Source organism: Blautia sp. Sow4_E7 (genome assembly GCF_052116245.1).
Taxonomy (GTDB): domain Bacteria; phylum Bacillota; class Clostridia; order Lachnospirales; family Lachnospiraceae; genus Blautia_A.
Map to the genome: position 1 here is coordinate 84,072 of NZ_JBQKLL010000008.1, position 25,029 is coordinate 109,100.

23 protein-coding genes are annotated in these 25,029 nt (G+C 45.0%); 2 read left to right on the plus strand and 21 right to left on the minus strand.

Features of this window, described 5'->3' with window-relative positions:
• Positions 1-14: 14 nt before the first annotated feature.
• The 19 genes from hpt to ACTQ50_RS07200 form a co-directional block, all read right to left on the minus strand.
• Entirely contained in the window at positions 15-542 is a 528-nt protein-coding gene (hpt, locus tag ACTQ50_RS07110) for a hypoxanthine phosphoribosyltransferase (RefSeq protein ID WP_021926454.1), read from the minus strand.
• Positions 535-1,974 (minus strand): tRNA lysidine(34) synthetase TilS, encoded by a 1,440-nt coding sequence (gene tilS / locus ACTQ50_RS07115; RefSeq protein WP_441483600.1) that lies wholly within the window; start codon positions 1,972-1,974, stop codon positions 535-537. Before tilS ends, hpt begins: the two co-directional genes overlap by 8 nt.
• An 83-nt stretch (positions 1,975-2,057) precedes the next feature.
• Complete coding sequence (locus ACTQ50_RS07120) at positions 2,058-3,548, minus strand: SpoIIE family protein phosphatase (RefSeq protein WP_441483601.1); 1,491 nt, start codon at positions 3,546-3,548, stop codon at positions 2,058-2,060.
• A 302-nt stretch (positions 3,549-3,850) separates the two neighbouring features.
• Positions 3,851-4,108 (minus strand): FtsB family cell division protein, encoded by a 258-nt coding sequence (locus ACTQ50_RS07125; protein WP_441483602.1) that lies wholly within the window; start codon positions 4,106-4,108, stop codon positions 3,851-3,853.
• Between the two features lie 10 nt (positions 4,109-4,118).
• Entirely contained in the window at positions 4,119-4,622 is a 504-nt protein-coding gene (yabQ, locus tag ACTQ50_RS07130; RefSeq protein ID WP_441483603.1) for a spore cortex biosynthesis protein YabQ, read from the minus strand.
• A gap of 3 nt (positions 4,623-4,625) precedes the next feature.
• The gene (gene yabP / locus ACTQ50_RS07135) at positions 4,626-4,907 is read right to left on the minus strand and encodes a sporulation protein YabP (protein ID WP_441483604.1); all 282 of its coding nucleotides are present in this window, start codon (positions 4,905-4,907) and stop codon (positions 4,626-4,628) included.
• A gap of 176 nt (positions 4,908-5,083) precedes the next feature.
• Positions 5,084-5,323, minus strand: coding sequence for an RNA-binding S4 domain-containing protein (locus tag ACTQ50_RS07140; RefSeq protein ID WP_226819221.1), 240 nt, complete (start codon positions 5,321-5,323; stop codon positions 5,084-5,086).
• A 111-nt stretch (positions 5,324-5,434) separates the two neighbouring features.
• Entirely contained in the window at positions 5,435-5,710 is a 276-nt protein-coding gene (locus ACTQ50_RS07145; protein WP_117851504.1) for an HU family DNA-binding protein, read from the minus strand.
• A 71-nt stretch (positions 5,711-5,781) separates the two neighbouring features.
• Entirely contained in the window at positions 5,782-6,765 is a 984-nt protein-coding gene (locus ACTQ50_RS07150; protein WP_441483605.1) for a CotS family spore coat protein, read from the minus strand.
• Positions 6,766-6,897: 132 nt separating this feature from the next.
• Positions 6,898-8,226, minus strand: coding sequence for a CCA tRNA nucleotidyltransferase (locus ACTQ50_RS07155; RefSeq protein WP_441483606.1), 1,329 nt, complete (start codon positions 8,224-8,226; stop codon positions 6,898-6,900).
• Between the two features lie 140 nt (positions 8,227-8,366).
• Positions 8,367-9,806, minus strand: coding sequence for a proline--tRNA ligase (gene proS, locus ACTQ50_RS07160; RefSeq protein ID WP_226819229.1), 1,440 nt, complete (start codon positions 9,804-9,806; stop codon positions 8,367-8,369).
• Between the two features lie 759 nt (positions 9,807-10,565).
• Entirely contained in the window at positions 10,566-12,719 is a 2,154-nt protein-coding gene (locus tag ACTQ50_RS07165; protein WP_441483607.1) for an LTA synthase family protein, read from the minus strand.
• A 13-nt stretch (positions 12,720-12,732) separates the two neighbouring features.
• Positions 12,733-13,263, minus strand: coding sequence for a deoxycytidylate deaminase (locus ACTQ50_RS07170; protein ID WP_330633950.1), 531 nt, complete (start codon positions 13,261-13,263; stop codon positions 12,733-12,735).
• 16 nt (positions 13,264-13,279) lie between these two features.
• On the minus strand, positions 13,280-13,714 hold the full coding sequence (gene rpiB / locus ACTQ50_RS07175) for a ribose 5-phosphate isomerase B (protein WP_441483608.1): 435 nt from the start codon (positions 13,712-13,714) through the stop codon (positions 13,280-13,282).
• Positions 13,711-14,775, minus strand: a complete 1,065-nt coding sequence (locus ACTQ50_RS07180) for an L-threonylcarbamoyladenylate synthase (RefSeq protein WP_441483609.1) — start codon at positions 14,773-14,775, stop codon at positions 13,711-13,713. Before ACTQ50_RS07180 ends, rpiB begins: the two co-directional genes overlap by 4 nt.
• 88 nt (positions 14,776-14,863) lie before the next feature.
• Positions 14,864-17,137 (minus strand): DUF2298 domain-containing protein, encoded by a 2,274-nt coding sequence (locus ACTQ50_RS07185; protein WP_441483610.1) that lies wholly within the window; start codon positions 17,135-17,137, stop codon positions 14,864-14,866.
• On the minus strand, positions 17,121-19,103 hold the full coding sequence (locus ACTQ50_RS07190; RefSeq protein WP_441483611.1) for a hypothetical protein: 1,983 nt from the start codon (positions 19,101-19,103) through the stop codon (positions 17,121-17,123). The genes ACTQ50_RS07185 and ACTQ50_RS07190 overlap by 17 nt, the downstream gene beginning before the upstream one ends.
• Before the next feature lie 131 nt (positions 19,104-19,234).
• Positions 19,235-19,918, minus strand: a complete 684-nt coding sequence (locus tag ACTQ50_RS07195; protein WP_441483612.1) for an N-acetylmuramoyl-L-alanine amidase — start codon at positions 19,916-19,918, stop codon at positions 19,235-19,237.
• A 166-nt stretch (positions 19,919-20,084) separates the two neighbouring features.
• The gene (locus ACTQ50_RS07200; protein ID WP_441483613.1) at positions 20,085-21,749 is read right to left on the minus strand and encodes a glycosyl hydrolase family 18 protein; all 1,665 of its coding nucleotides are present in this window, start codon (positions 21,747-21,749) and stop codon (positions 20,085-20,087) included.
• A gap of 986 nt (positions 21,750-22,735) precedes the next feature.
• Between ACTQ50_RS07200 and ACTQ50_RS07205 the strand changes: the two genes are divergently transcribed.
• Complete coding sequence (locus ACTQ50_RS07205) at positions 22,736-23,518, plus strand: adaptor protein MecA (RefSeq protein WP_441483614.1); 783 nt, start codon at positions 22,736-22,738, stop codon at positions 23,516-23,518.
• 179 nt (positions 23,519-23,697) lie between these two features.
• Here ACTQ50_RS07205 and ACTQ50_RS07210 read toward each other — a convergent pair whose 3' ends face one another.
• Positions 23,698-23,901: a DUF1858 domain-containing protein gene (locus ACTQ50_RS07210; RefSeq protein ID WP_117851487.1), complete on the minus strand. Its 204-nt coding sequence runs from the start codon at positions 23,899-23,901 to the stop codon at positions 23,698-23,700.
• A gap of 234 nt (positions 23,902-24,135) precedes the next feature.
• On the opposite strand from ACTQ50_RS07210, the gene ACTQ50_RS07215 reads away from it, so the two are divergent.
• Positions 24,136-24,306 carry a DUF362 domain-containing protein gene (locus ACTQ50_RS07215; protein WP_441483615.1) on the plus strand — a complete coding sequence of 57 codons (171 nt, stop codon included), beginning with the start codon at positions 24,136-24,138 and terminating at the stop codon, positions 24,304-24,306.
• A 126-nt stretch (positions 24,307-24,432) separates the two neighbouring features.
• Here the strand turns inward: ACTQ50_RS07215 and ACTQ50_RS07220 are convergent, their stop codons facing one another.
• On the minus strand, positions 24,433-24,981 hold the full coding sequence (locus ACTQ50_RS07220; RefSeq protein ID WP_441483616.1) for a helix-turn-helix domain-containing protein: 549 nt from the start codon (positions 24,979-24,981) through the stop codon (positions 24,433-24,435).
• Positions 24,982-25,029: the final 48 nt, after the last annotated feature.

Consider the following 25,029-nt stretch of genomic DNA (forward strand, 5'->3'; position numbering starts at 1 on the left):
GTATAATTCTCCTTTCATTCGAACTCTACCACTCCGATGTATGGCAGATTTCTGTATTTCTGGGCATAGTCAAGACCATAGCCCACAACAAACTCGTCCGGAATATTGAAGCAGCAATAATCCACGTCAACACCCTCTACCACTCTGCGGTCTGGTTTGTCCAGTAATGTGCAGAGCTTCACGCTGTTTGGATTACGTCTCTTCAGAACATCCAGCAGATAGCTTAATGTTCTTCCGGAGTCAATAATATCCTCTACAACAAGAACTTCTTTATCCTCAAGAGGCTGATCCAGATCCTTGACGATCTTTACAACTCCGCTTGATTTGGTGTCATCTCCATAGCTGGAAACAGACATGAAATCAAGAGTTACCGGTACTGTGATCCTCTTAGCCAGCTCGCACATGAAAAATACTCCGCCCTTAAGAACGCAGATCATGTGGATCTCTTTGCCCTTGTACGCTTCACTGATCTGGGCTGCCACTTCACAGATACGCTTCTCCACAGTTTCCTCATCCAGTAAAACTCTGATTTTTTCACTCATGATTATCTTTTCCTCCTTGGTATTGTATTTCCAATATTCTCCTGGTTCTGGGAGTTATTTTATAATTCTCATTGATTCTGCCTCCCACCACCCACAAAACCTCAGAACCGGCACACAGAAGCAGAATGCTGTCTCTTTCTTCTGATGGGATCTTCTCATCTATGAAGTAACGGTTCAGCTTCTTACGGCTTCCCTTTTCGTCTACAACGAGAAAATCTCCCGGCTGTCTGGTCCTGATGGACAGTTCCTGTTCTATTTTATCATAATCCAGCCATTTCGTATATGTTTTTTCTTCAATCTTCTGGCCTTCATTGGAAAATATTTTCAACTCAAAAGGATTATCCTGGGAAACCGGCTCATCCCCTTTGGGATTTCGGTCTGACATTCCAAGCAGTTCTCTCTCCCCAAGCAAAATCCCCCCGTAAGTTCTAAGGGCCGCCAGGCCATAGGGCAGGTTGATCCTCCGCCCCACCTGAAGCCTCAGAAGGTTTTCCACGCTTTTCACATGGGCAGCTGTGAAATCCTTGCGTTTCCCTGCCAGTTCTTCAAACACCTGCAGCACCCCGTAAGATGCTACTGCAGGCTCTTCCCGCCAGAACGCTTCCGACAGAAAGATCCCCTGTTCCCGGTTCTCCCCGTACTTTTTCACCAGAAGCGCCCCCTGGCGTGACAGGTACTCCTCCGCCTGGCTTACCAGACTGGCTGTCTCCGCCATATGACGGACAGCGGATGAATTCACCTGTTCCTCCAGAAGAGGCAGGATCTGGTGCCGGATCTTGTTTCTTGTATAATCGTCTGTAAGATTGGTACTGTCTGTGGCATATGGAATCTGCTCTTCTATTAGATAATTGACAATTTCCTGTTTATTTAAACATAAAACCGGACGGACGATCCCATCACGCACTGGCAGGATCGCAGCCAGCCCTTTCAGTCCTGTTCCCCTGCAAAGATTGTGGAGCAGGGTTTCCGCCACGTCATTTTCGTTGTGAGCAAGGGCAATGCGGATCCGCGATTTCCCCCGCCGGGCGGCAGCGCCATTTCGCTCATCCTGATGGTCCGCCACTTCTATTTTTCCGAAATAATCGGCTTCTGCCCTGGAAAAACCATCCTGCCGTACTTTTCTTCCAGCCTCTTCCAAACCCATTTTCCATTTCTTTGCAAGCTCCGGCACTGGATAATGATAGGCCAGAAATGGAATCTCCCATTTCTCACAGGTCTCCTTTACCAGAAGCTCATCCCGGTCGGCTTCCTCCCCCCGTATGCCATGGTGTACATGTACTGCACACAGGGAAAAGGGCATCTCCGTCTGATACCTTTTTAACAATGCCAGCATAGCCATAGAATCCCCGCCTCCGGAAACTCCGGCAAAAACCACATCTCCAGCCTCTATCATGCCATGTTCTTTTATATATGCTTTCACTTTCTGATACATACTACATCTGCCTCTGAATTCCTTCTCCCAATCTCTTTCACATTCTCATCTGGCTGCATATCTATGCCGGGAAAACAGCCATCCTACTTCTTCCACATGCCAGCCACAAGCACTGTCATGTCATCCCTGGCGCAGTAGTCGCTGTAGCCCAGCACCCGCTCCAGGATTCCCCGGCTCATCTCCTTAGGCGTCTCCTCATGGATATCCATAATGATCTCCTTCATGGTCTCTTCCTCACGCATGGCCGGCAGCGCATCCAGAACCCCGTCTGTCATCATGATCAGGTAATCCCCGTGATACAGCTTCCTGGAAGAGGTCTCGAAATCCACCTGCTGCATCAGTCCTGCTGCCAGGCTTTCCGACGAAATCGCCTCCACCCAGTGATCCCTTTTGATAAACGTTGCCGAAGCGCCTGCCTTCAGGAAATTACAGATTCCCGTATACAGATCCACAGCACAGATATCCACAGTGGAAAAATTCCCATCCTGCCCCTTCATCACAAGAGCCGAATTTACCATTTTCGCTGCTGTTTCCTGGGAAAAACCGGATTCCAGGAACTGCTCCAGAAGCTCCACCACTTCCTCGCTCTCCTGGCAGGCTTCCACCCCGGAGCCCATCCCATCGGAAAGGCACATAACAAACCGCCCGGCATCCTCCTGCCTGCAGATATAATTGTCCCCGGAAACCTTTTCCCTCTCCTTGGTCAGCTTGGCCACTCCGTAAAGGATCTGATAGCTTACATCTTCCACAAAATGAATGGTGTGGTATTCTCCATTGACGATCCGTCTTCCCCCGCCGGCAGCTGCCATGGGAGTCCCAAATTCCTGGGACAAAAGCTGTGCCACCTCATTAACGGAAATACACTGTCCGCTTCTTGCCCGCATGGTGAGAAAGATCTGCCGCCTGCCCTCTACCTTGTCCATCACCCAGACCTGCTTCACCACAATATGGCGCTTTCCCAGAAGCTTCTTCAATCCGGTCATAAGAGGGGGATCTGCAGGGGAAATATCGTACAGATCTTCTGCAACCATATCCATGATCCTGGACATTTCCTGAAGCTGCTGCGCCACAGCCAGGCGGCTTTCGATCATCCGGTTATCAAAAAGGAGCTTCTGCCGTTCCCGCATATAGGCACTTCCCAGCACCTCATAATACTGGGAAAAACGACTGCATACACTCATCCAGTCGCTTTTTGTCTCCTGGATCTTGTCTGGATTTCCTTCTTCCGTGGAACGGATCAGCCGCTCACTTCCCTGGTACATTTCCTGTGCCCTGGCTCCCCAGCACATTTCCCGCTGGTAACAGTGGTCGCACACTTCCTCACAGGTCTCCCGTATCATGCCCTCTACCTGCCCGCTGCTTAAATAATCCTTTCGGTAGGGCAGTCCGTAAAAGCTGTCTGCTAATTTTCGGAAAGACGCTGCATAGCGCTCTACTTTCTCCTTCTGGGGATTTTTCTCTTCGGCCGACTGCTCCGCCTTAAGAAAGCTTCTTCCCCTGAAAAAAGTTTTTGCCATGTCCCGCACCACCAGCAGTACACTGATCACGAGCATGGCAATTATCCATTCCTGCATATTCTCCCCTCCCCTGTACAGCCTTGTGGATACTGTTCACTACGTTTACAGTATCACGCTTCGCGATGCACAGAAATCATGCTCTGCATGATTTCGCGCCGCTATTCTCGGGTTTTCTGTGAGCTTTGCTCAAAAAAAACCTCGCGGAATATTACCTGCGAACAGTAACGCCTTATGGCTGCTGCCCTTGCGTACCACCTCCGGCAGCACCTTACGCTTATTATAGGGGATCGGTATAAAAATATATGTCAAACAATGACGAACATCCAATAAAATATATCGTCAGAAACTTCCAAACTTCGTTACTTCTCTTCCTGGAAAATGATCTCATTCTCCTTCACAAGCCCCAGCTTCTCTCTGGCGGCCTCCTCTGCATACTCATCTGTGAGCATGTATTCCTTCAGCGCCTCAATCTCCTCGGTCCGTGCCTTCTCATCCTCAATCTGCTGGCTTAATGCTTCCGCCCTGGTCTCATAGCCTGCAAGGGATTCCTGAAGATCCCGGCTCTGTGCCATAAGAGACAGCATGAGTATCAGAACGATCAGAGAAATGCCGAACATTCCGAGATGATTATACCCTATTCTCTTTTTCCTTCGCTTTCTCCCTGATTTTCCCAAATTTCCTGCCTCTTCTCGTCTGCAAATGATTTCTGGTACTATTTTTGTACTGATTTGCAGATTGTCTAACCAAAATTTTACAACGTTTACCCCAAAATAGCAACCGCTTTATATATTTTTTTGAAATTTTTTTTATGAATCTGACAGGAATCTCCAGGATAATATAGCAAATTTTATCCAATATTGGTTTTATTGTCAGATATGTAAGAAATGCGCCTGCTGCAATTCCGAAAAACAGAAAATTCCGCAGGATTCCCTGGTTAATCTGGTAGATTCTGGCAAACACCAGAAGGCCAGCTGCCAGCCAGTACAGAATATCCGAAATCCCCCCTGCTGCCGGATTTTCAAGGAGCAGCCGTTTCAGGACACCGATCAGGCTGTAACAGATCACAAGCCCGGCTCCTCCTATCATAGCCTGGGCAAAAAGCCAGATTTCGTTATGGATATAGGTGCTCATAGCTTAACGGAACAGCCTTGTAAATAATGTTTCTTCTTTTTTGGGGGAATCTTTTGACAAATAGACAAGAGAATCCACATGTCCGGCAAGAGCAGCTTCTCCTTTTTCCAGATCCAGTCCTTTTACATGAAGCTGGCTGCCTCTGATCTGCAGCCTTCCCTCAGAAGTCTGAAGAAGGATTTCTTTCTCGTCAAAAGAAACCACATCCTTCACACCTGTGAGCAATGCTTCCTTTCTGTTATCTAAGGTCAGCTTTTGGGAAATGTTCCTGATCTTTTCTTCCAAATCCCTCTCTCCCGAATATGTGGGTTCACAGATAATCTATGAAATTTTTTATCTGATTAGAACTTGAGAATTACAGCTCCGATAACTACTGCTCACTGTATTCATAGCTACACGTTTTGTGATAGGCCAAAGGCAATACGATACAGCAGCACACCACAAAATGCTTAATTTTACGCTTAAATATACTTATAAAGATTCTCAACTTCTTCTTTCTTTACTGTTTCTTTCACATCCAGCACTTCCACTTTCACATTGCGGCTTCCAAACTGGATCTCAATGGTGTCCCCTGTCTTTACCTGTACGGATGCCTTGGCTGGCTTGTCGTTTACCAGCACACGGCCTGCATCGCAGGCTTCATTGGCTACGGTTCTTCTCTTGATCAGGCGGGATACCTTCAAAAACTTATCTAATCTCATAGCACTCTCCTAAAATGAAATATTACCTGACGGTTATATCTTTGTTACGACTCGTTACCCGCGTAAAAAAAGGAGGAACTAAGAAGTTCCTCCCTGCAAAAGCCTGCGCTATTATGCGTTTACCATATCTTTTAAAGCTTTACCAGCTTTAAATTTCGGAGCCTTGGAAGCTTCGATCTTCATGGTCTCACCAGTCTGAGGATTTCTTCCCTCTCTGGCAGCTCTCTCGCTGACTTCGAATGTACCAAAGCCAACTAACTGAACTTTCTCACCTTTTTTCAGTTCTTCTGATACAACGTCGATGAATGATTTTAAAACAGCTTCAACGTCCTTCTTGGACAGATTGGTTTCTTTCGCCATAGCTGCTACTAATTCAGTCTTATTCATGGTGTTTCCTCCTCTAAAGATTCTTCTATCTATATATATACCTTTTGCCTTGTATTGTCAAGGTTTTTGCTTCAGAAAGGGTATTTTCCAAAGCATTTTTCCGGGAAATCTCCCCATATTTCCAGCTGTCCGATCACCTTTTCCAATTTTTCTGTATTCTTGCCGGAAATCCATGCTTTCCTGTGGGAAATGTAGTAATTTGCCAGTTTCCAGTACTTTTCCGGGTAGGTAAAACGGATTTTTAAATTTTCCCATTCTTCCGGTGAAATAGGGCGTACTTTGTGATATTGTTCCAGCATTTTTAATGCCAGGGAAACATCCCAGTTATATTTTTCCAGGATTTTCCTCATAAAACAGTACAGGTCACTGATCTGGACATCAAATCCAAAATGTCCAAAATTGGTTACAGCTGTCTGATTTCTGCCAAGAAGCACATTGTGCTGATTGTATTCCCCGTGACACAAAGCCCCTTCTTTTCGGGCTTTGTCCAGAAGCTTTTCATAATCCGACCTGGAAAGCATTTCCAGTGCTTTTTCCCCTTTTTCCAGAAAGCGCTGCACACTTCCAAGAAAAGCTTTTTCGAAAGTGACACTGGCGCCTTTCTGCCGGATAAATTTGCGGATCTTCCGGATTTCCCGGTTGTGCCTTGCATACTCCTCTGTAAGAGGCCGTACCACATAGGGTGCCTCCACAGGCATGTTCATGGACTTATGTATTTTTGCCAGAGTCTGGACACTTCTTGCAATATCCTCTCTGGACTTCGTGTCGCACTCACGTCCCTCATACCATTTCTGGAGGGTATAAGGAATGTTGTCCTTATCACGGGTAACCAGAGATCCTTCCTGATTTTCCAGAAATGTGTCCACCAGGCAGCCTTCCTGGGATAATTTTTTTAACAGTTCCTGCTGAAACAGCAGTTTTTTCTCAGAACCGTGAAATTCCCGCAGAATCAGAAGTCCCTGATCGGTACGGCATACCAATGCTCCCCTTGTCCGGGATGAGGATTTCGCTTCCATCCCATACTGGGTCAGGGTGCTAAGACCATAATCATACAATAAAAATCCCCCCGTCATGCATAGATAAAAACGGCTTTCAGATACCTTCTATCTTATGAGCGGGAGGGATATGTTATTCTATATAAGATTTCCAAAAGAGACACGGCTTACGTGCATCACAAATATGGACAGTTATTTTTCCGAAAAGGCCATGGAAAGAAGCTTCTCTTTCTCATTTAATCCAGGATCTTCAAGAACTGCATCCAGAAGCTTATGGAGCACCGTTCCCATTTCTTTTCCCGGCTTCATGCCAGCTGCGATCAGGTCACTTCCTGTAGCAGCAAGCCCTTTCATGGAAACGCACTCTCCTTTTTCCAGGATTTCTTCCCAGGTCTTTCGGACGCCTTCCTGACGGGCCACTTTCTCTTCCTGGCGGTAATCACTTTTCGCCTTGTTGTCCGCATACTGCACTTCCATCCACATGGGAAAAAGATCTTCGCCGATGATATTCACAGCCTTACGTACATCTGCCGGGGCCGGAGTGGGGCGCAGGTCATGCCAGCGGATCAGACGGCTGACCTTCCCAATGGTGTCGTTGTCGAATTTCAGGCGGCGAAGGATTTCCTTAGACATTTTTTCCCCAACAGGGGCATGTGTCTTGAAATGGTCTCTGCCATTTTCATCTGTTTTTCGCACAACAGGCTTGGCGATGTCATGAAGGAGCATGGTAAGACGCAGCACCTTATCTTCGCGCACATATAAAAGACTGTGAAGAATGTGCTCTCCCACATTGTAGCAATGGTGAGGGGTATTCTGGGGAGTCTCCATACAGCGGTCAAATTCTGGCAGAAATTCCCTTGTCACTCCCGCTTCGTAGGCGATCCGCAGATAATCGGGATGAGGGGATACCAGCAGTTTTACAAGCTCCACCTGGATCCGCTCTGCACTTACATGCTTCAGATTTGGTGCCAGGACGGAAAGGGCTTTTCTGGTCTCTTCTTCCAGGGAAAAGCCCAGCTGGGCGGAAAAACGGACCGCACGCATAATACGCAGGGCATCCTCTGTGAAACGCTCCAGGGGATCGCCTACACAGCGGATCACTTTGTTTTCCAGATCCCTTTGGCCGTCAAAAAGATCCACAAGACCTTTTCCCGGATTGTAGGCCATGGCGTTGATGGTAAAATCACGGCGTTTCAGGTCTTCCTCCAGGCTGGCGGTGAAAGTCACCTCTTTTGGATGACGACCATCCTCGTACTCTCCATCCACCCGGTAGGTGGTAACCTCGAATCCATCTTTGTCCAGCAAAACCGTTACAGTTCCATGGGCGATACCGGTATCTACCGTTCTCCGAAACAGGGCTTTCACCTGCTCTGGCTTAGCTGAAGTGGTGATGTCCCAGTCATTCGGCGTTCTTCCAAGAAGCGCATCCCGGACACAGCCCCCAACTGCGTAGGCTTCATAGCCCGCTTTTTCCAGAGTATTTATGATTATTTCAACTTTTTGCGGAATTTCAAATACCATTGTGATCACCTGCCTCATTTCCAGAAAATAAAGCGGGGCAAAATAATTTTGCCCCTTTTCATTACAATTCGCTAACATTGTTTACTACACATTGCAAAACGTGTTGCTGGCTGCGAAGTAAACCGTAACCCTTTTGCTCTTTAATATGCACGTCCCCAGTATACCATCTTCTTAGCAGGTTTTCCGCAGCATACACATACGTCGCTTAAATGCTCCTGTTCGAACGGCATACATCTGGATGTTGCCTGAACGTCTTCTTTGATCTTATCCTCGCACTCACGGTTACCGCACCACATAGCCTTTACAAAACCAGGTTTTGTGTTGATGGTCTCCTTGAATTCTTCATAATTTGTTGCCACATAAGTGTGAGCATCTCTGTGAGCTCTTGCGCGCTCCAGCATTTCTTTCTGCATAGTGTCCAGAACTTCCTGAACCTTAGCTGCAAGCTCTTCGAATTTCACAACGTATTTCTCTCTGGTATCTCTTCGGCAGATCACAGCCTGTCCGTTCTCAATATCCTTCGGACCGCACTCGATTCTTACCGGAATACCACGCATTTCCTGCTCTGCGAATTTGAATCCCGGGCTCTTGTCTGTAACGTCTGCTTTTACGCGGATGCCAGCTGCTTTCAGGATCTGTGTCAGTTCATCTGCTTTCTCCAGAACCCCTTCTTTTCTCTGCTGGATTGGGATCACAACTGCCTGTACCGGAGCAATTCTTGGCGGAAGAACAAGTCCGCTGTTATCTCCGTGAACCATGATCAGGGCACCGATCATACGGGTTGTCATTCCCCAGGATGTCTGGTGTACATACTGGAGCTGGTTGTTCTTATCTGTGTACTGGATGCCGAATGCTCTTGCAAATCCATCACCAAAGTTATGGCTGGTTCCAGACTGAAGTGCCTTTCCGTCATGCATCAGGGACTCGATGGTGTAAGTAGCCTCAGCACCTGCAAATTTTTCTTTCTCTGTCTTCTGGCCTTTGATAACCGGGATTGCAAGGACTTCCTCACAGAAGTCTGCATACAGGTTCAGCATCTGGATAGTACGCTCTTTTGCTTCCTCAGCAGTTGCATGAGCGGTGTGGCCTTCCTGCCATAAGAACTCACGGGAACGAAGGAATGGACGGGTTGTTTTCTCCCAACGTACTACTGAACACCACTGGTTGTATACCTTCGGAAGGTCTCTGTGGGACTGGATCTCTTTCTGATAGAAATCGCAGAACAGAGTCTCAGAAGTGGGACGTACGCAAAGACGCTCCTGAAGCTGGTCAAGTCCGCCGTGTGTTACCCATGCAACCTCCGGCGCGAATCCCTCTACGTGGTCTTTTTCTTTGTCCAGAAGGGATTCCGGAATGAACATTGGCATGTATACGTTCTCTACGCCTGTCTCTTTGAATCTGCGGTCAAGCTCTTTCTGGATGTTCTCCCAGATTGCATATCCTGCAGGTTTGATCGCCATACATCCTTTTACACTTGTATAGCCGCACAGTTCTGCTTTTTTTACAACGTCAGTATACCACTGTGCAAAATCCACATCCATAGAAGTGATGGCTTCTACCATTTTCTTTTCTTTTGCCATGATTTTTCTCCTTTTTCCAATTTTTGCAAATATTTCCCATACAGGAAAATAACTTCCGCATTCGCAGCCAGACCAGAGCTTGTTTAAAAAAGGCTCTGGTGCCCTGCTCACGCATGCATTCTGCCCATTCAGCTTCCTGATTCGAGGCCGTTGTCTGGGACTTTTTCATTTTCATACCAGGGAAATCTGGTTTCTTCTATGTATAATCTGAAAATCACATAAAAAAAGACCTTCCATCCCTGAAAAAGGGACCGAAAGGCTTCGGCGGTACCACCCTGATTAGCACCGGATCAAGGGAAATCTATCCTCAAATTTCTATTCCACTGCTCACTCAATTATCCCGATAACGTAGGACATACGCCGTACTTCAATCATACGGAGCTCCGAGGCCGGTTCCATGACTCGCGCACAAAATCCTCACAGCATTGCCTTCCAGCCTGGATTTCTCTCTGAGATTGCTCCTCATGTACTATTCTCTTCATTGCCGTTTCCATATAAATTTGATTTACTGAATTTATCTGTCTGACTCGTTTATTTTATGCGAAAATTTTTCTTATGTCAAGTATGGATATTCAAAAAAGGGGAAGAAAAAACGTCAGAAGAAATTCTTTTAAAGGAAAATTTCTTCTGGCGTTCTTAGTTTGTTGGCGGAGGGAACATTCACCGATTACGAATGCGGTCGGCAGCTGTGGGAGCGCCACAGGCGCGGAACAGCTGACTTTCATAAACGGTGATGTCGCCGGTAGGCGACATGTCCGTTTAGTGCAGTGTGAACAAACTCTCCAGCACATTTTTCTTCTCAAACTGGTTGTTGTATTCCAGGATATTGTAGTCCGTCATCAGCTCACTGTAATCTGCTGGCAGATCATCCGTTGCATACCAGTTTCCATCTTTATCGCAAACAGCTCCAATTCCGATGATCGGAAGCTGTTCCTTCAGATCCATAAGGTACTGATTGTATTCCGGCATGTCAAGTCCAGCCAGCTGAAGCATATAGCTGCCAAGATAATTGGCACTGAAATCCTCTTCTACTGTCTCAGACGGATAGTTGGTCCAAATCACATATGGTGTCGTATAAGACTGCTGACCAGCAACCAGATCAAGTCCCTGTCTGTCACCACCTAACAGTTTGGCCATAAATTCTTCTTCAATCTTTGGCCAGTGATCGCCAAACATAACGATCATAGTAGGTTCATCTACTTTTTCAAAGTACTCCAAAAGTTCTTTGAAGGCAGAATCAGACTCTCTGGCTAATGATAAATATGTTTCAGCCAGCGGGAACTCCTTATCGTAATTAAGCTTCACAGTAGGTTCAAAGCCGGCTCTGTCGCCCACTGTATATCCACCATGATTCTGCATTGTCACACAGAACGTAAACAGCTTTTCATCCTGTTTCTTTTCTTCATAGAGACTGATGATCTTTTCAAAAGTAGCCTTGTCACTGACGTAATTTCTAAGCAGCTCTCTATGCTCATCTCCCCAGTTTTCAAGACTGATAAATTCATCAAATTCCATTTCCGGGTATACTGCAGCACGATTCCAGTTATGAGCCTTATTGGGGTGCATTGCAATTGTATAGTAGCCCTGGTCTTTCAAAATATCAGCCATACCGTATTCCGGATCACGCACATACAACTGATATGGCACACTTCCTGACGGTAAGAAACTCATACTGTTTCCAGTAAGCGCCTCATATTCTGATCTGGCAGTACCAGCTCCAAAAGTAGGTACATGAAGCTGTCCATGTTTTACATTCTTATTAAGACTTCTTATGTATGGAAGAATCTCCACATCCGTCTTTATTTTTCCCACATTTTCAAAGTCCGCAAGACTCTCGTTCATAATCATAATGATATTAGTAGGCGTCACCGTTGAAGAAGTATCTGCTGATGTATCCGCTTCTTTACCTGAATCACTGGAATCATTTCCCATAACTTCAGCCACGATATTTTCCCCAGCTTCAAGTTTCTGGGCTAACTCTTCTACTTTCTCTTCTGAATATCCCGCAGGCTGGTCAATATAGAAATACTGAATTTCCTTGAACAGAGACAATGTATACCCCTGCAGTTTGTAAATACGGTTAATCCTCCATAACGGCACTGGTCCTAAAACCTGCATAAGAGGCTTCATCGAAACACAAAGTGTTAAAATAAGTGCTGCAAGTACACCAAAACGAACCCCTGTGTTCTTTTTGCTCTTCTTACCAAGCTCCAACTTCTGGAATTTCAGAACCAGCTGGCTGAACACCAACGAATAAATCAGGGGGATTCCCAGCATAAGCTTGATTTTGAAACTATATTCCCCAACTACTTCTGCAGCGGTTCCCATTCCCACAACATCCAGAAGTAAAAATGGTTCCCCACGAAACTCCATTACAAAATAGTTTACCATTGCCATGATCACCAGCAAGTAACACAGCGCAGCTGATGCAAGATTCACCTTACGGCAGATTAGAATCAGCAGAACAAAAAATGCTGCATAAACTGCCAGGTTAACAGCCAGATACGGCTGATTCATATTCAAAGACATGGTAAACAGTCCACGAATCGTTTCTACTGCTTTATTCTTGTAACCTGACAGCCATGTAATCATCTGTACAAACCAGAATACGATCACAGGAGTTGCCAGCAAAAGCAATACATCCACAATCCTCATAGCAGCTGTATTTTTTATTTTGCTGCTTATTCTCTCTCCCCAGAACAAAAGCACAAGAAACATGATATTGCCTACGAGAAGCAGTAATATCTTAAATGCGGTTTTTCTGGAAAGAGTATTTCCATCACTGATAAAAGTATAGATCATCAATCCATCAATCAGCACTAATAATGCAATATTCAAAACAAGTCCAAGCGTCTTCTTCCAATTGCCAGACTGTTTTATTAATCCTTCTTTATTTTCATTTGTATTTTCCACGACTAACCTCTTCTTACACTGTCAGCGAAATCTCGCGTCCGGTTCTTTTATATTGATAGTAACGCACGCCTGCTGAATCCAGCATTCTCTTGGATGCCAGAACAGACGGAGTACTTGCATATTTATCGCAATCATAGACCAGAGTCTTGATTCCAGCCTGGATGATCGCCTTGGCACATTCATTGCAGGGGAAAAGCGTTACATACATCTTCGCCCCTTCAAGGCTTCCTCCACGATAATTCAAAATAGCATTCAGCTCACTATGGGTTACATACAGATACTTGGTGTCCAGAGGCTCCCCTTCTCTTGCCCAGGGAAACTCATCATCAGAACAGCCCTTGGGAAAGCCATTATATCCCATGGAAAGGATTTTATTGTCATCGCTGACAATACATGCCCCCACCTGGGAATTGGGATCCTTGGAACGCATTCCGGAAAGCATGGCAACTCCCATAAAATACTCATCCCAGGTCAGATATCCCTCTCTTTTATGATTCAGATTTACAGCTGCACTTACAGGCGCCATCTGCATATTTTTTTCCATAGGAAAGCACTCCTTTCTACTCGGTCTCGATCTGAGCGATTCTGCGGATATGTCTTTCCTCATTGGAAAATGGGGTATCCAGGAAGGTATCCACAATCTTAAGGGCAAGTCCAGGACCTACCACACGGCCGCCAAGTGCCAGGATATTGGCATCATTGTGAAGTCTTGTAGCCTCAGCAGTAAAACAGTCGGTGCACACTGCTGCACGAATGCCTTTGATCTTATTTGCGGTAATAGAGATACCGATACCGGTTCCACATACCAGAATTCCAAGGTCACATTCTCCATCCAGAATACCATGTGCTACCTTCTTGGCATAAATAGGATAATCGGTTGACTGGGTGCTGTGGCAGCCATAATCCTTGTATTCAATATTTCTCTCTTCCAGATGTTTGATAATCTCCTGTTTCAGTTCAAATCCGCCATGGTCACAACCTAATGCTACTCTCATTTTTCTTCTCTCCCTACTTGAATGATTTTGTGTCCGGCTGCTTTTAAAAGCCGGTTCATAATCGCCTGTCCCATCTTAGGTGTATAAAAAGCTTCTGAATAAATCTTACTTACCTGGCACTGGTCAAATTCACGCAGTACCTCATAAAGATTATGGGCAATGGTCTCCTCAGCTTCCCTGCTTCCAATACATTTCACAGTTCCAAGAGGATATTTGGAAATGGTCTCTTCTGTGGCAATAATACCTGCCTGAAGACCATTCGCCTGGTCTTCCTTTACAAACTGGTTGATGGCATGAATCACCTCTTCCGTCGGACCTTCCACGATCGCAAGGTCGGCCTTCGGTGCATAATGCCGGTATTTCATTCCTGGAGCCTTAGGATGTACCTTACTGTCAGGCTTTATCAGGCCTTTGTCCATACGCACATCTCCAAGGACCTCCTGAAGCATTTCCAGGGAAATATATCCTGGTCTTAAAACCACAGGAACATCCTCTGTAAAATCAACAATGGTAGATTCCAGGCCAATTCCAACCGGGCCGCCATCAATGATCATATCAATGGCATCTCCTAAATCTTCCTCTACATGCTGTGCTGTAGTAGGGCTTGGTCTTCCAGAAGTGTTGGCACTTGGTGCTGCCACATAACCGCCTGCTGCCAGGATCAGCTGCGCCGCAATGGGATCACTTGGAAAACGGACCGCCACACTGTTAAGTCCGCCAGTTGTCTCTAATGGAACTAAATCTGATTTTTCAAAGATCATGGTAAGAGGACCTGGCCAGAATTTCTCAGCCAGGATCTTCGCTTTCTCAGGCACATTCTTTACAATAGGTGCAAGCGCCTTAATATCTGCAATGTGCACGATCAGCGGATTATCAGAAGGACGTCCCTTAGCAGCATAGATCTTTTTGGATGCCATAGGATCCAGCGCATTTCCGCCAAGACCATAGACAGTCTCTGTAGGAAATGCAACCAGGCCTCCTTTTTTTAATATTTCTCCGCCTCGGGCAAGGGCTTCCTGATCAATGGCCTCTGCCGTCATGGATACAATTTCTGCTTTCATTTTAATCCAGCTTTCTTTTTCTTTTCATTTTCAGTATATTTCTATTTTTTTCAGCATTCCTTACTATAACACCAGTTCTGAATTAATGTCAATCCACCTTTACAATATAAGTACCGGAATCTTCATCCATAAACACGGTTTCTCCAAGATTATGAAGCAGGGTATTATTTAAAGAATCTTCATATTTCTCAATTTCCTTAGAACCCACAAAGATATAAGAAACGTCATATTCCTTTAAAAGTGCTCTTACCTGTTCTTCATCCTGGGAAGTATAGATTGCCGTAATATCTCCACTCTTCTGATTCAGATCATCTGTGTCATTTCTCCACAGCCATTCATGAACATACCATCCAAGAATGGTTGGCAGGCCGGTGGATGCAGACACACGCTCAAAGCCGGTATAACTGTCCCCATTCGCCTCAAGAACAACAGGAGAACCTTTTATATTCTCCTTCAGCCACTGGATTGCCTTTGCATCCTCCGAAAAATCAGTATCCAGATAGCCCAGTGCATAAAGTCCCTGATAGCCAGACGGATCCAGTACTTTTCCAAACCAGGAGGTGACACTCTTTCCAAAATATCCTACCGTCCAGATCAGGAAAAACAGACAGATTGCAGAAATAATCTTAGCAAGCTTCTGTCTGGATACCACCAATAGCCTGTAAATTCCGTATCCCATAGTCAATGCAAACAAAATATAGGCCTGATAGGTAAGCTTGAACATGGTATTTGCCCTGGCATTTCCATTTTCGTAAATATCGCGCACATAGACCAATTCTGGAATTGCTACAAGCCCAATTGCACAAAGCCCGGTAATAATGGCAAAAAGATCCGCTGTACGGATTGCCTTCATAAGACGATACAGGCTCTTGTGCTCCATCCCTCTTAATTTCTCACAGAGAATGGCAATTATGAAGGTGATCGTAAGAACTGCCGGAAGCCCCCACAATACCATCAGCTGATAAAAATAGGAATGATATTTTGCGATTCCAACGCCGTCCACCATAGTATCAAACTGCAGGGTAAAGGGCAGGATCACAAGATATGCCACCAGATAAATCTCTGCCATCTGTACAAAAGTCACGGCAATGGTCTTCTTTATTTTTCCCTGGAATCTGAGAATGTTGGCAAATAATACCGTTCCAAGAGTTACCACATAATAAATTACAAAATCCCAGAAGTTTGTCCACTGGAACATGCCAAGAAGCACACTTACCACCAAAAGATGGGGCATAAGAAGCTGCTCTTTCCAGAAGCTTCCCTCTTTCATGGATGCATCCACTGGCACCGTCTTCTTGCGCACGCCTCTTAGCCACACGTAAAGAAGTGCTATCACAAGAAGTACAAACATAATATTTACTACATGGGCATGGAGATCTCCAAGTACAAAAGAATAGCATGGAAATTCATGGATCGTCCGATCTTCCTCACGGTATGGATTATAGCCGATATAACGGGTTGCATCAGGGAACCAGTAAGAGCTCACCTCCTGCCCCGTCAGCTTCTCGATCCATGGAATGATCTGTGCATAAATTACATAGTGCATGTTTCCAGCAATGGAGACTGCAAGACCAGCTGTAAAACCAGCTGCATATGGAAGCCTTCTGATTGTTTTCTCACCTTTTTCCTGCCCTTTCATGCGGTCCGCCATCATCTGGTAAACCAGGGAAAACGGCATGGCAAAAGCCAGTCCGGCAACAAAGGTACGCATAAGATTATAGGTCAGCTCTACCTTTGTATGGGAAAGCTTGGTAAGAAATACCGCAAAATACTGACCGCCATAATAATAATTAATATGGCCTTCTGAATACCACAGATCCCTTGCCGGAAGTGTGGTGCTTCTCATCATGGCCTCCATAAATCCATAATCCATAAATTTCTCAGTGCCATATGCAGCCGGATGGAAGCCAGCCAGATAGGTCCACATTAGAAAGGCAGCAAAAAACAGCAGTTCCTCCCAGTAGATCAAGGATATATGCTCTACTGGAAAGCACTCAATCTTCTCCCTGGACTGTTTTTTTAATAAGAAAAGACAGATGACCGCACATATTACACATACCGCTGTACATGTGAGCGCATTAAATGGCAGCAGCTTAATAGAAACCAGAAACCAGGTAAGAAATCCTGTAGCTGCTATTGCCAGAACCTTTGAAAAAATCCAGCCTTTGTCCTCAAAACGCCAGAACAGCCTGCCTGTAACCGGCATAGCTGCAAATCCCAGCACACCTGCCAGCAGCCACCAGGTCCAAAAGGTCCAGACGTCCCCTTTCAGCAGAAAAGCAGACAATCCAAGCAGCACCACTGCTAACAGGATTTTTATGATCATTTGCGTGTTCAGCTTTTTCTTATTGTTCTGTTCCATAAATTCTGATTCTCCCATCATCTGATTCATAAACCAGAGGATAAGTATCCGCGATCACATCTTCACGGCATTCTTTTTCCTCAAATTTCATCCCATCCTCATAAAGGATATAAGTGATATGTTCTTTCTCAACTGTTTCCTTCAGCACCTGGGAACTATCTGTAGTGTACATCACCACCGCCTGCTCTGCCCTGTAATACGTATCATATCCGGCAGACCATGCATAATAAGGCCAGCCAAGGTACAGCATTACACCAGACATCGTAACCTCATTCATGCTATATTCCGGCGTAAGGATAAGGTCATTTTTTCCAAGATTCTCTGAAAGCCATGCTGTAAGACCGCTTTCCAGATTTACAGCAACTCTGTGTCCGGAATCATTGTCCTTTAATACTACCACAAAATCATAAATTCCTGTAACCGTAAGGCTCATTGCCAGAAGGATTCCCATCAATTTTCCGATTAAATATCTGGTTCTGAACAGTCTGCACACCGCATCCGCCCAGAAAATTGTAAGAAACGCATATGAGATCATAATATATTTATGATTTACATTTACATCTGGTGTAAGGGAAATGAGAAACGCGAATATTGTCGGAAACAGCATACTAACTGCCGCTGCTCTTTCCATTCGCTTCATAAAAAATACAAGTACCAGCACGCCCAGGAAAACCAGCCCGCTGATCTCAAACAGATACCACGCCACTCCCGAAAGAGTCTTCTCTTCCGCCAGAAACCCAAGATAAATAGAAGGGGTAACAACGCTTCCACTTACGAACATCTTCGACTGGATTTCCGAGAACAAGATCGTTACCACCGCCACAATCAGGTAGTCCAGCTTGCCATCTGAAAACACTGCAAAGCCTGCAAGGATCAAAAGGCCGGCAATTACCGCCGCTCCATTCCAGAAGGAGCAGAGTCCCAGAAGCAGCCCTGCCAGAAGTGCAGTCTCCGGTCTTTTGCATTTCCAGGCTTCACTGGTAAAGAAGCGGTTTCTCAACCACAAAATCCCCTTCTCTTCATGTGCGCAGCCTTCTTCCAGCCACTCCATAAAAATCCACAGCAAAACAGCCACCAGCAGAAGCCCAAAGCCCAGATGCCTCTGGTTCAGATAAACATTAAAATTCCAAAGTCCCCAGTTCTCATTGGGGGTATAGCCAATAAAAGTGGTATTCTGTGAAAGTGTCTCCCACAGATCACCTGCCCCCAAATGCTCAAAGGCAAATCTGAAAAATGCCGTTCCACTTCGAAATACCGTAAAGACCACAGCCAACACACCAGCTGCCATACTTTTGCTAAACCGCTTCGCCAGGGAATACAGCATTGCGAAAAAGCCCCAGAGGGACAGACTGCTCACAAGGTTATATCCAACATCAATTGGCATACCCAGATATTCCAGATTTCCAGTAAGAAACTGGAACATGAAATGATATTTCACATCAGCACCGCCAAAATGAGGATACTGGGTAGGGAAATTATTTCCCAGTGAAAAAGACCGCATCATGGCTGTATGGGGCGCATAATCACCAAATACCGTAAATCCGGAATACAGATATCCCCCACTGATGTGAAATACATAAAACATGATCCACATAACCGCAGCAAACAGGATCAGAAAAAAGAAGATTTCCTTCCGCGGCGGAAAATTTCGGGAAATATTCTCTTTTATTTTCTTAAAAGAACATTTTCTTCTATAATAAATCCCGGTCAGAAGAAGCCCCACTGCCGCCAGCACCAGAAGATTAGCTGCAAAAAGCGGTTTCTCCATTCCTCCACATACGCTAAACAGCCATGCAGCTATGTATACCGCCCAGGTAAGAACCAATATCCCGCACCCGAAAGCAGCGAAAAATGTGATCCAACAGGGGGTAACTCCTTTTTCTTTTATTCTTTGTTCTGGTAAAAGCGGTCTTGTAATCTCCCTGCCCAAAAGCACCGCTAAAATCAGATAAATATATCCTAACATGGTATTTCCTCACTTATTTTTTCCAGTCCAGTATAGCAGAATCCGTTCTTTCTGAAAAGTATATAGTTCTAATCAAATGAGAGGTTTTCTCATTACCAGCTGCTGTTCTTTTTCTTCCTTGCTGCCGCATTTCATTTCATCCCATTTACATATTCTGCCACTCCGTCAGCCACAGCCTCGGCCACTTTCTGCTGATACTTCTCCTGAGATAACAAGGCTGCCTCCTCCGGATTGGTAAGAAAGCCACATTCCACAATATTCAAAACTCCCGGACTTCGTCTCAACAGATAATATGTAGTGTTCCCTTTTGCTTCCCTTGGCCGTTCTACCTGAAGGTACTCATTTAATTTCTCCTGCAGGATCTTCGCCAGTTCCTCTCCCTGCATAGAATCCCGGTAATAAAACACCTGAGGACCTTTTACCCCGGAATCCTCATAGCTGTTCTGATGAATACTCACTGTGAGGACCGGCTTCACCTCCTGTATCAGAAGGATCCTCTTCTGCATATCCTGGGCTTTTTTATTATTGGAAGCCTCCTCATAGAGACCTGTATCTGTGTCTCTTGTCATCACAACCTGGAAGTCTCTTTTCTCCAGAGCCTCCTTCACCTTCAAACCAATAGCAAGGTTAAACTCTTTCTCCTTCAGGCCGTCTATGCCGATCATGCCTGGATCAATTCCGCCATGTCCACAATCCACCACAATTACCTTCTTCTGGTTCATCTCCACAGACACGGCCGCTGCCTCTCTGGAAAGATAATAGAAGCATACCAGTAAAAGACATCCCATCAGCAATTCCATTATATGTCTTTTCAATGAAAAAAACACCCCTGTCATATATAAACTGCCTGAACCTATTAGTTCCTGTCTCCTCAGTAAACAGGAATCAACAAGCGCCCTTCACACCATATATATGTTTCAAAGAGTGTTTTTATCATTCGTAATTTTCGGCTATTCTTTACTTTGTAAACAATAGCATTCTTTATTCTGCTGTACTGCCAGACAGGTTGTCTGTGATCACCTGCCAGATACCGCTGTTCTCAAATCCAAGCTTCCATGCAGCAACACCTGCCAGATTATACTTCTGCACCAGCTGTACCTTGGCTGCAATGGACTGGGAATCCTCGATCCAGATCTGATAGGTACATCCATCTTTCTCAAAGCTTCCATAATTCTGGCTTACATCGCTGTCCCAGTATACCTGGGCATTATTGGTAGTTACCACTTCCTGTGCAGTATCCATTCCAATGGCCTCACTGGAAAGACTGCCTGCCTCTGTCTTCCAGAGTCTTGTATAAAATGGAACTGCATTGATCACACGCTCTGCAGGAACTTCTGCAATGGTATCCTGGATTCCTTTCTCTACCCATGGAAGAGAAGCCACGGAACCAGCCTCCTCGGAACCTACGTAGTGCTCATCATATCCCATAATAATTACATAATCTACCACTTTTCCCTGTTCTGCCCGGTCATAATGACTGGTAAAATCTTCCGGAACCGGATTGTCTACGGAAAGAACCAGGTTATTCTTATGGCACTCTATCGAAAGCTCACGGAGGAACTCCAGGAAATGAACGCCTACATCTTCACTGAGCTGCTCGAAGTCCACATTGATTCCATCAATTCCAGCCCCAACCGCTGCATTCACCAGCTGGGTGACCAGGTTCTGTCTGGAACTTGTCTTAGACAATACTTCATAGGTGCTGATATCCTGAGTAAAGTTATCCACCAGTCCCCATACCTTCAAGCCCCGGTCATGGGCTGTGGCTACATAATCAGCAGTGGCATTGTTGATAATATTGCCGCTGTTGTCTGTCACATAGAACCAGGTAGGAGAAATCACATTTACTCCGGTCATGTTCTGGATAGAATCGGAAAGTCCTGCATTGGCATCTGTGGACATTACCTGGTGCCATACCAGATTCACTGGCTCATCTATGGTAAGGTACGTATAAGACTCTCCCACTGCTGCCCGGTCCATATTCAGTGTCTGGACATCGCTTACACTCTTCTTCTCCACATAACCGATGTAGCCATCCCAGGTTGCCACCTGATCCCAGTTCTCAAGTTCTTCCATAAGGATCAGATTGTCTCCTTTATTTACTCGTGAAAGGACTTCAGACTTAATTCCACCGCGGTAACGTACATAAGTATCCTTATTTGCTGTGACAACTGATACATCAGAAAAATCTTTCTGAATTGCCACACGGTTCGGCTGCTGGTACACATAAGTATCCAAATCTGTATATTTCTTTATAAAATCAAGGCTCAGATATGCAGTTCCGTCCTTCAGCCACACATACCCGCCTGCTTCAGAAGAAGCTGGCGTATATACCAGTTCTGAAGGTGTGGCATAAAGAATCTGCTGACCTTCTTCATCCCAGTAATATCTCTGGTTCAGATAGCTGTCCACCACATCAACAGGCAGGTATGGCTGTTCTCCAGACATGACTGCCCGTTCTTCCAGAATCTGTGTTCCAATTATGATCACAGCTTCGGAATCATCCGTCTGTCCATAATATTCCGTTAAATCCATCTGTTTCCTGGTAGGGATACGACGCATGATCAGGGTTGTTATGATTCCGATCAATGCCACTACTGCAATCAGAACGCCCACTATCACTACCGGATTAATTCTTCTTTTCATAAATTAATTTATCCTCTCGGTACAAATTTCATCGCTACAGTTTCCTGCCGGCTTTTCACCGCAGACGCAATTTATTATAGCACACTTTATTTTGGGATTGTATTACATAATTCGACTTTTTACAAATTGTTTACATTCTTCTTTACTATTTTTGTCGCTGTTCACTCCATTTATAACAGCCACAGCATATCACCGCTGAATCCTTCTTTCTTTTGGTAAATGCCGGAAATGTCTTCTTATAAAGCATGAGTAGGGGGAAACTGCTGTTTCAGAAGCATTCCCGGCATTTTACATGGCTTACCTCTTACTGCTCGTCGAGCACAAAATCGAAATCTACACGGGCAATATGTCCCTGCCCATCTTCTGTGTAATCCCGCATATATCCTCCTCCATCTGCAATCTGACAGGCTTTTGCAATGGTTCTGGCATCACTGGGCTTTCCCTCCAGATAAAGAGTGATTCCAAGCTCTTCGTACTGGGTGAGTTCACCTTCCAGCGATCTGCAGGATTCTTCCTTTCCTGATCGTGATATACGCTTCGTGTCCTAACCTCCTTTCCCATTTTATGGATTCAGAAAACACCTGAATCATTTTACAGAAAAAAGAGACGGAGCTTGGATTCATTTCATCTTCAGGGAATATAAACAACGCCACAGCTGATACGCTGTATGATAAATAAGCGCTGTTTTTAGAAAAAAACAGATGTTAATGTTAATACTTAATACGAACTTGTGAACAGTTGCGCTCTTAATCTTGTGAGTCACAGGACCGTTTCCTTTTTCTTGCTCCTCATTATACGGATTCCTTTTCCATTATGCAAGAGCTTTTGACCAGTTTATTCTTTTTTCCCAATCTGTTTCGAAAAATTTAATAATTAGAGCGAAAATTACCTGTTTTTTTCCTATTGCACTTTTGAAACATATATTATACAATGAGAAATCAAGATAAGATAACATTATAACTCCACAAAGAACAGGATGTGATCATATGAAAATAGAAAAAATCAGTGATAACCAGATTCGCTGTACCCTTACAAAAGAAGATCTCGACAGTCACCAGATCCGCATCAGCGAGCTTGCCTATGGCACAGATAAAGCGAAAAAGCTTTTCCGGGAAATGATGCAGCAGGCCCAGATTGAATTTGGCTTTGAAGCTGATAACATCCCGCTGATGATCGAGGCAATTCCGGTAAACGGGGAAAGTGTGATCCTGATCGTCACGAAAGTAGAAGATCCAGAAGAGCTTGACACCCGTTTTTCCAAGTTTTCACCATATAAGAAAACCAAAACAGAGACTCTCCATTTTGATGGAGCTGACAATATTATTGATATTTTCCAGAAGCTCTACGAAGAGACTGTGAAAGCATCCGGTCAGAAGGATTCTGCGAAGAAGAAAGACGGAGATGATGCTTCTGTTTCTTCCGCAGGCTCCGAAGAAGAGGCTTCCAGTAGTTCTTCCTCCAACACAAGGAAGGTTTCTGTAGATCTGGTAAGGCTTTATACCTTCCAGGCTCTGGATGATGTCATTGCAGTAGCCCATGGACTGGACGGCTTCTATAATGGTGTCAATACCCTTTATAAAGATGAAAATGCCCTTTACCAGCTGATCGTACATCAGTCTGCCTGCACTGCAGAGGAATTCAATAAAGTCTGCAACATTCTCTCTGAATATGGAAATGGGCGTGCTTTCACGTCTTCCGGCGAAGCACATCTGAAAGAACACGGAGAACTGATCTCACGCAAAGCCCTGCAGCAGCTTGCGAAGATCTGACATTGGAATAAGCAGGACAAAACACGCTCTGCAAGTTTTGCCCGTTATCGCAGCAGTTACCAAGCTCTCATAAGGGCATGGATTTTGACGCGCTTATCATGATAAATAAAAAGGACTGGCAAACTGCCAGTCCCTTTTATTTATCACTTCGTATATAACCCCTTACGGGTATTCATATACTAACGGCCTGCAAGATAATCGTTCAGCTGCTGAATTAAAACGTCAGCATCAATTCCGTGTACCATAGCAGCCTCCTCCAGAGATTCCATCTGTGCGGATGGGCATCCTACACATCCCATACCGGATGCCATAAGAATACCAGCCATATTAGGATCTAACTGAAGAAGCTGACCGATCAGCATGTCTTTTGTCACCTGTGCCATGATCTGTTTCCTCCTTTTTGAATTAGAACATCCATGAAAAAATCTAAACTGTTTTTCTCTATAAACAGAAACGATTCTCCACGTTCCACCATTATAATACCAAATGCACATTTACGCAACTACCACAATTCTAAAATTTTGTTTATAATTTTGTACTTGATATCCTATGTCATATATATTAGAATAGAGTCATATCCCATTAGGGAATTAAAGAGATCAAAGGAGGATATAACAATGGCATATGTAATTTCTGATGAGTGTGTAAGCTGTGGAACATGCGAGAGCGAGTGTCCAGCAGGTGCTATTTCTCAGGGAGATGAGCATTACGTAATCGATGCAGATTCCTGCATGGAGTGCGGAACTTGTGCTGATGCCTGTCCTACAGGCGCTATCAGCGAGGGTTGATTTTCTCGTACAAGGGATTGATAGCATGGAAGGGGAGTTCCTATGGGACTCCCCTTTTTTTACCATACTTTTCCTAATTTACGACTCTCATTCTTCGCGCTTCATTTTGCCCCTCAAAAGCCTGTCTTATTTTCTTTTCTTATTCTTCTTCTCCGAAGCTGCAGCCGCTTCTCTTCTTGCCATCTGCTGCCTCCGGATTGCTTCATCCAGCGTCCGCCATCTCTCTTCCCCTTCTTTTTTCGCATGAAGCTCCTGGGTGATGAGACGCTCCAGTATTTCCTGGAATTCCAGAATTTTCGGATCTGGTTTTTCTTGCACAGTTTCCCCATGCTCCAGCACTCCCTCCTGAAGCTCTCCCCTGTTTTCCCTCTCCTCTTTTTCCAGCCTTTCCAATTCAAGCAGCTGTATTTTGTCCTGTTCCCCTGGCGCAGTCACTTCCACTGCTTCTTTTTTCACAAGCTTGGGAAGCAGATCATGTATGGCCCGCAGCTGCAGACCTCTGTTCTTCAGTTCTTTAATGTTCAAAAACAATTGAATATCATCCTGAGTGTAGCAGCGGTGCCCCAGCTCGTTTCTGCCAACAGGAATGGAAAGCTCGTCCTCCCAGTAACGGAGAACATAGGACTTTACCCCTGTCAGCTTTACCGTCTCAGCCACGGTATAGCATTTTTCCATACTACCCCTCCTTATGAAATTCACTGATTTTATTATAACAAAGGGGCA

Coding starts and splice junctions, on each gene's coding strand:
- ACTQ50_RS07170 (WP_330633950.1), bottom strand. CDS start 13,263: ATGGAAAAAAATATGCAGATGGCGCCTGTAAGTGCAGCTGTAAATCTG.
- ACTQ50_RS07190 (WP_441483611.1), bottom strand. CDS start 19,103: ATGTTAGGATATATTTATCTGATTTTAGCGGTGCTTTTGGGCAGGGAG.
- ACTQ50_RS07145 (WP_117851504.1), bottom strand. CDS start 5,710: ATGAATAAGACTGAATTAGTAGCAGCTATGGCGAAAGAAACCAATCTG.
- yabQ (WP_441483603.1), bottom strand. CDS start 4,622: ATGAGCACCTATATCCATAACGAAATCTGGCTTTTTGCCCAGGCTATG.
- ACTQ50_RS07205 (WP_441483614.1), top strand. CDS start 22,736: ATGAAAATAGAAAAAATCAGTGATAACCAGATTCGCTGTACCCTTACA.
- ACTQ50_RS07140 (WP_226819221.1), bottom strand. CDS start 5,323: ATGAGATTAGATAAGTTTTTGAAGGTATCCCGCCTGATCAAGAGAAGA.
- ACTQ50_RS07180 (WP_441483609.1), bottom strand. CDS start 14,775: ATGAAAGCAGAAATTGTATCCATGACGGCAGAGGCCATTGATCAGGAA.
- ACTQ50_RS07125 (WP_441483602.1), bottom strand. CDS start 4,108: ATGTTCGGCATTTCTCTGATCGTTCTGATACTCATGCTGTCTCTTATG.
- proS (WP_226819229.1), bottom strand. CDS start 9,806: ATGGCAAAAGAAAAGAAAATGGTAGAAGCCATCACTTCTATGGATGTG.
- rpiB (WP_441483608.1), bottom strand. CDS start 13,714: ATGAGAGTAGCATTAGGTTGTGACCATGGCGGATTTGAACTGAAACAG.
- ACTQ50_RS07210 (WP_117851487.1), bottom strand. CDS start 23,901: ATGGCACAGGTGACAAAAGACATGCTGATCGGTCAGCTTCTTCAGTTA.
- ACTQ50_RS07120 (WP_441483601.1), bottom strand. CDS start 3,548: ATGCAGGAATGGATAATTGCCATGCTCGTGATCAGTGTACTGCTGGTG.
- ACTQ50_RS07185 (WP_441483610.1), bottom strand. CDS start 17,137: ATGGAACAGAACAATAAGAAAAAGCTGAACACGCAAATGATCATAAAA.
- ACTQ50_RS07200 (WP_441483613.1), bottom strand. CDS start 21,749: ATGAAAAGAAGAATTAATCCGGTAGTGATAGTGGGCGTTCTGATTGCA.
- ACTQ50_RS07220 (WP_441483616.1), bottom strand. CDS start 24,981: ATGGAAAAATGCTATACCGTGGCTGAGACGGTAAAGCTGACAGGGGTA.
- ACTQ50_RS07155 (WP_441483606.1), bottom strand. CDS start 8,226: ATGGTATTTGAAATTCCGCAAAAAGTTGAAATAATCATAAATACTCTG.
- hpt (WP_021926454.1), bottom strand. CDS start 542: ATGAGTGAAAAAATCAGAGTTTTACTGGATGAGGAAACTGTGGAGAAG.
- ACTQ50_RS07215 (WP_441483615.1), top strand. CDS start 24,136: ATGGCATATGTAATTTCTGATGAGTGTGTAAGCTGTGGAACATGCGAG.
- tilS (WP_441483600.1), bottom strand. CDS start 1,974: ATGTATCAGAAAGTGAAAGCATATATAAAAGAACATGGCATGATAGAG.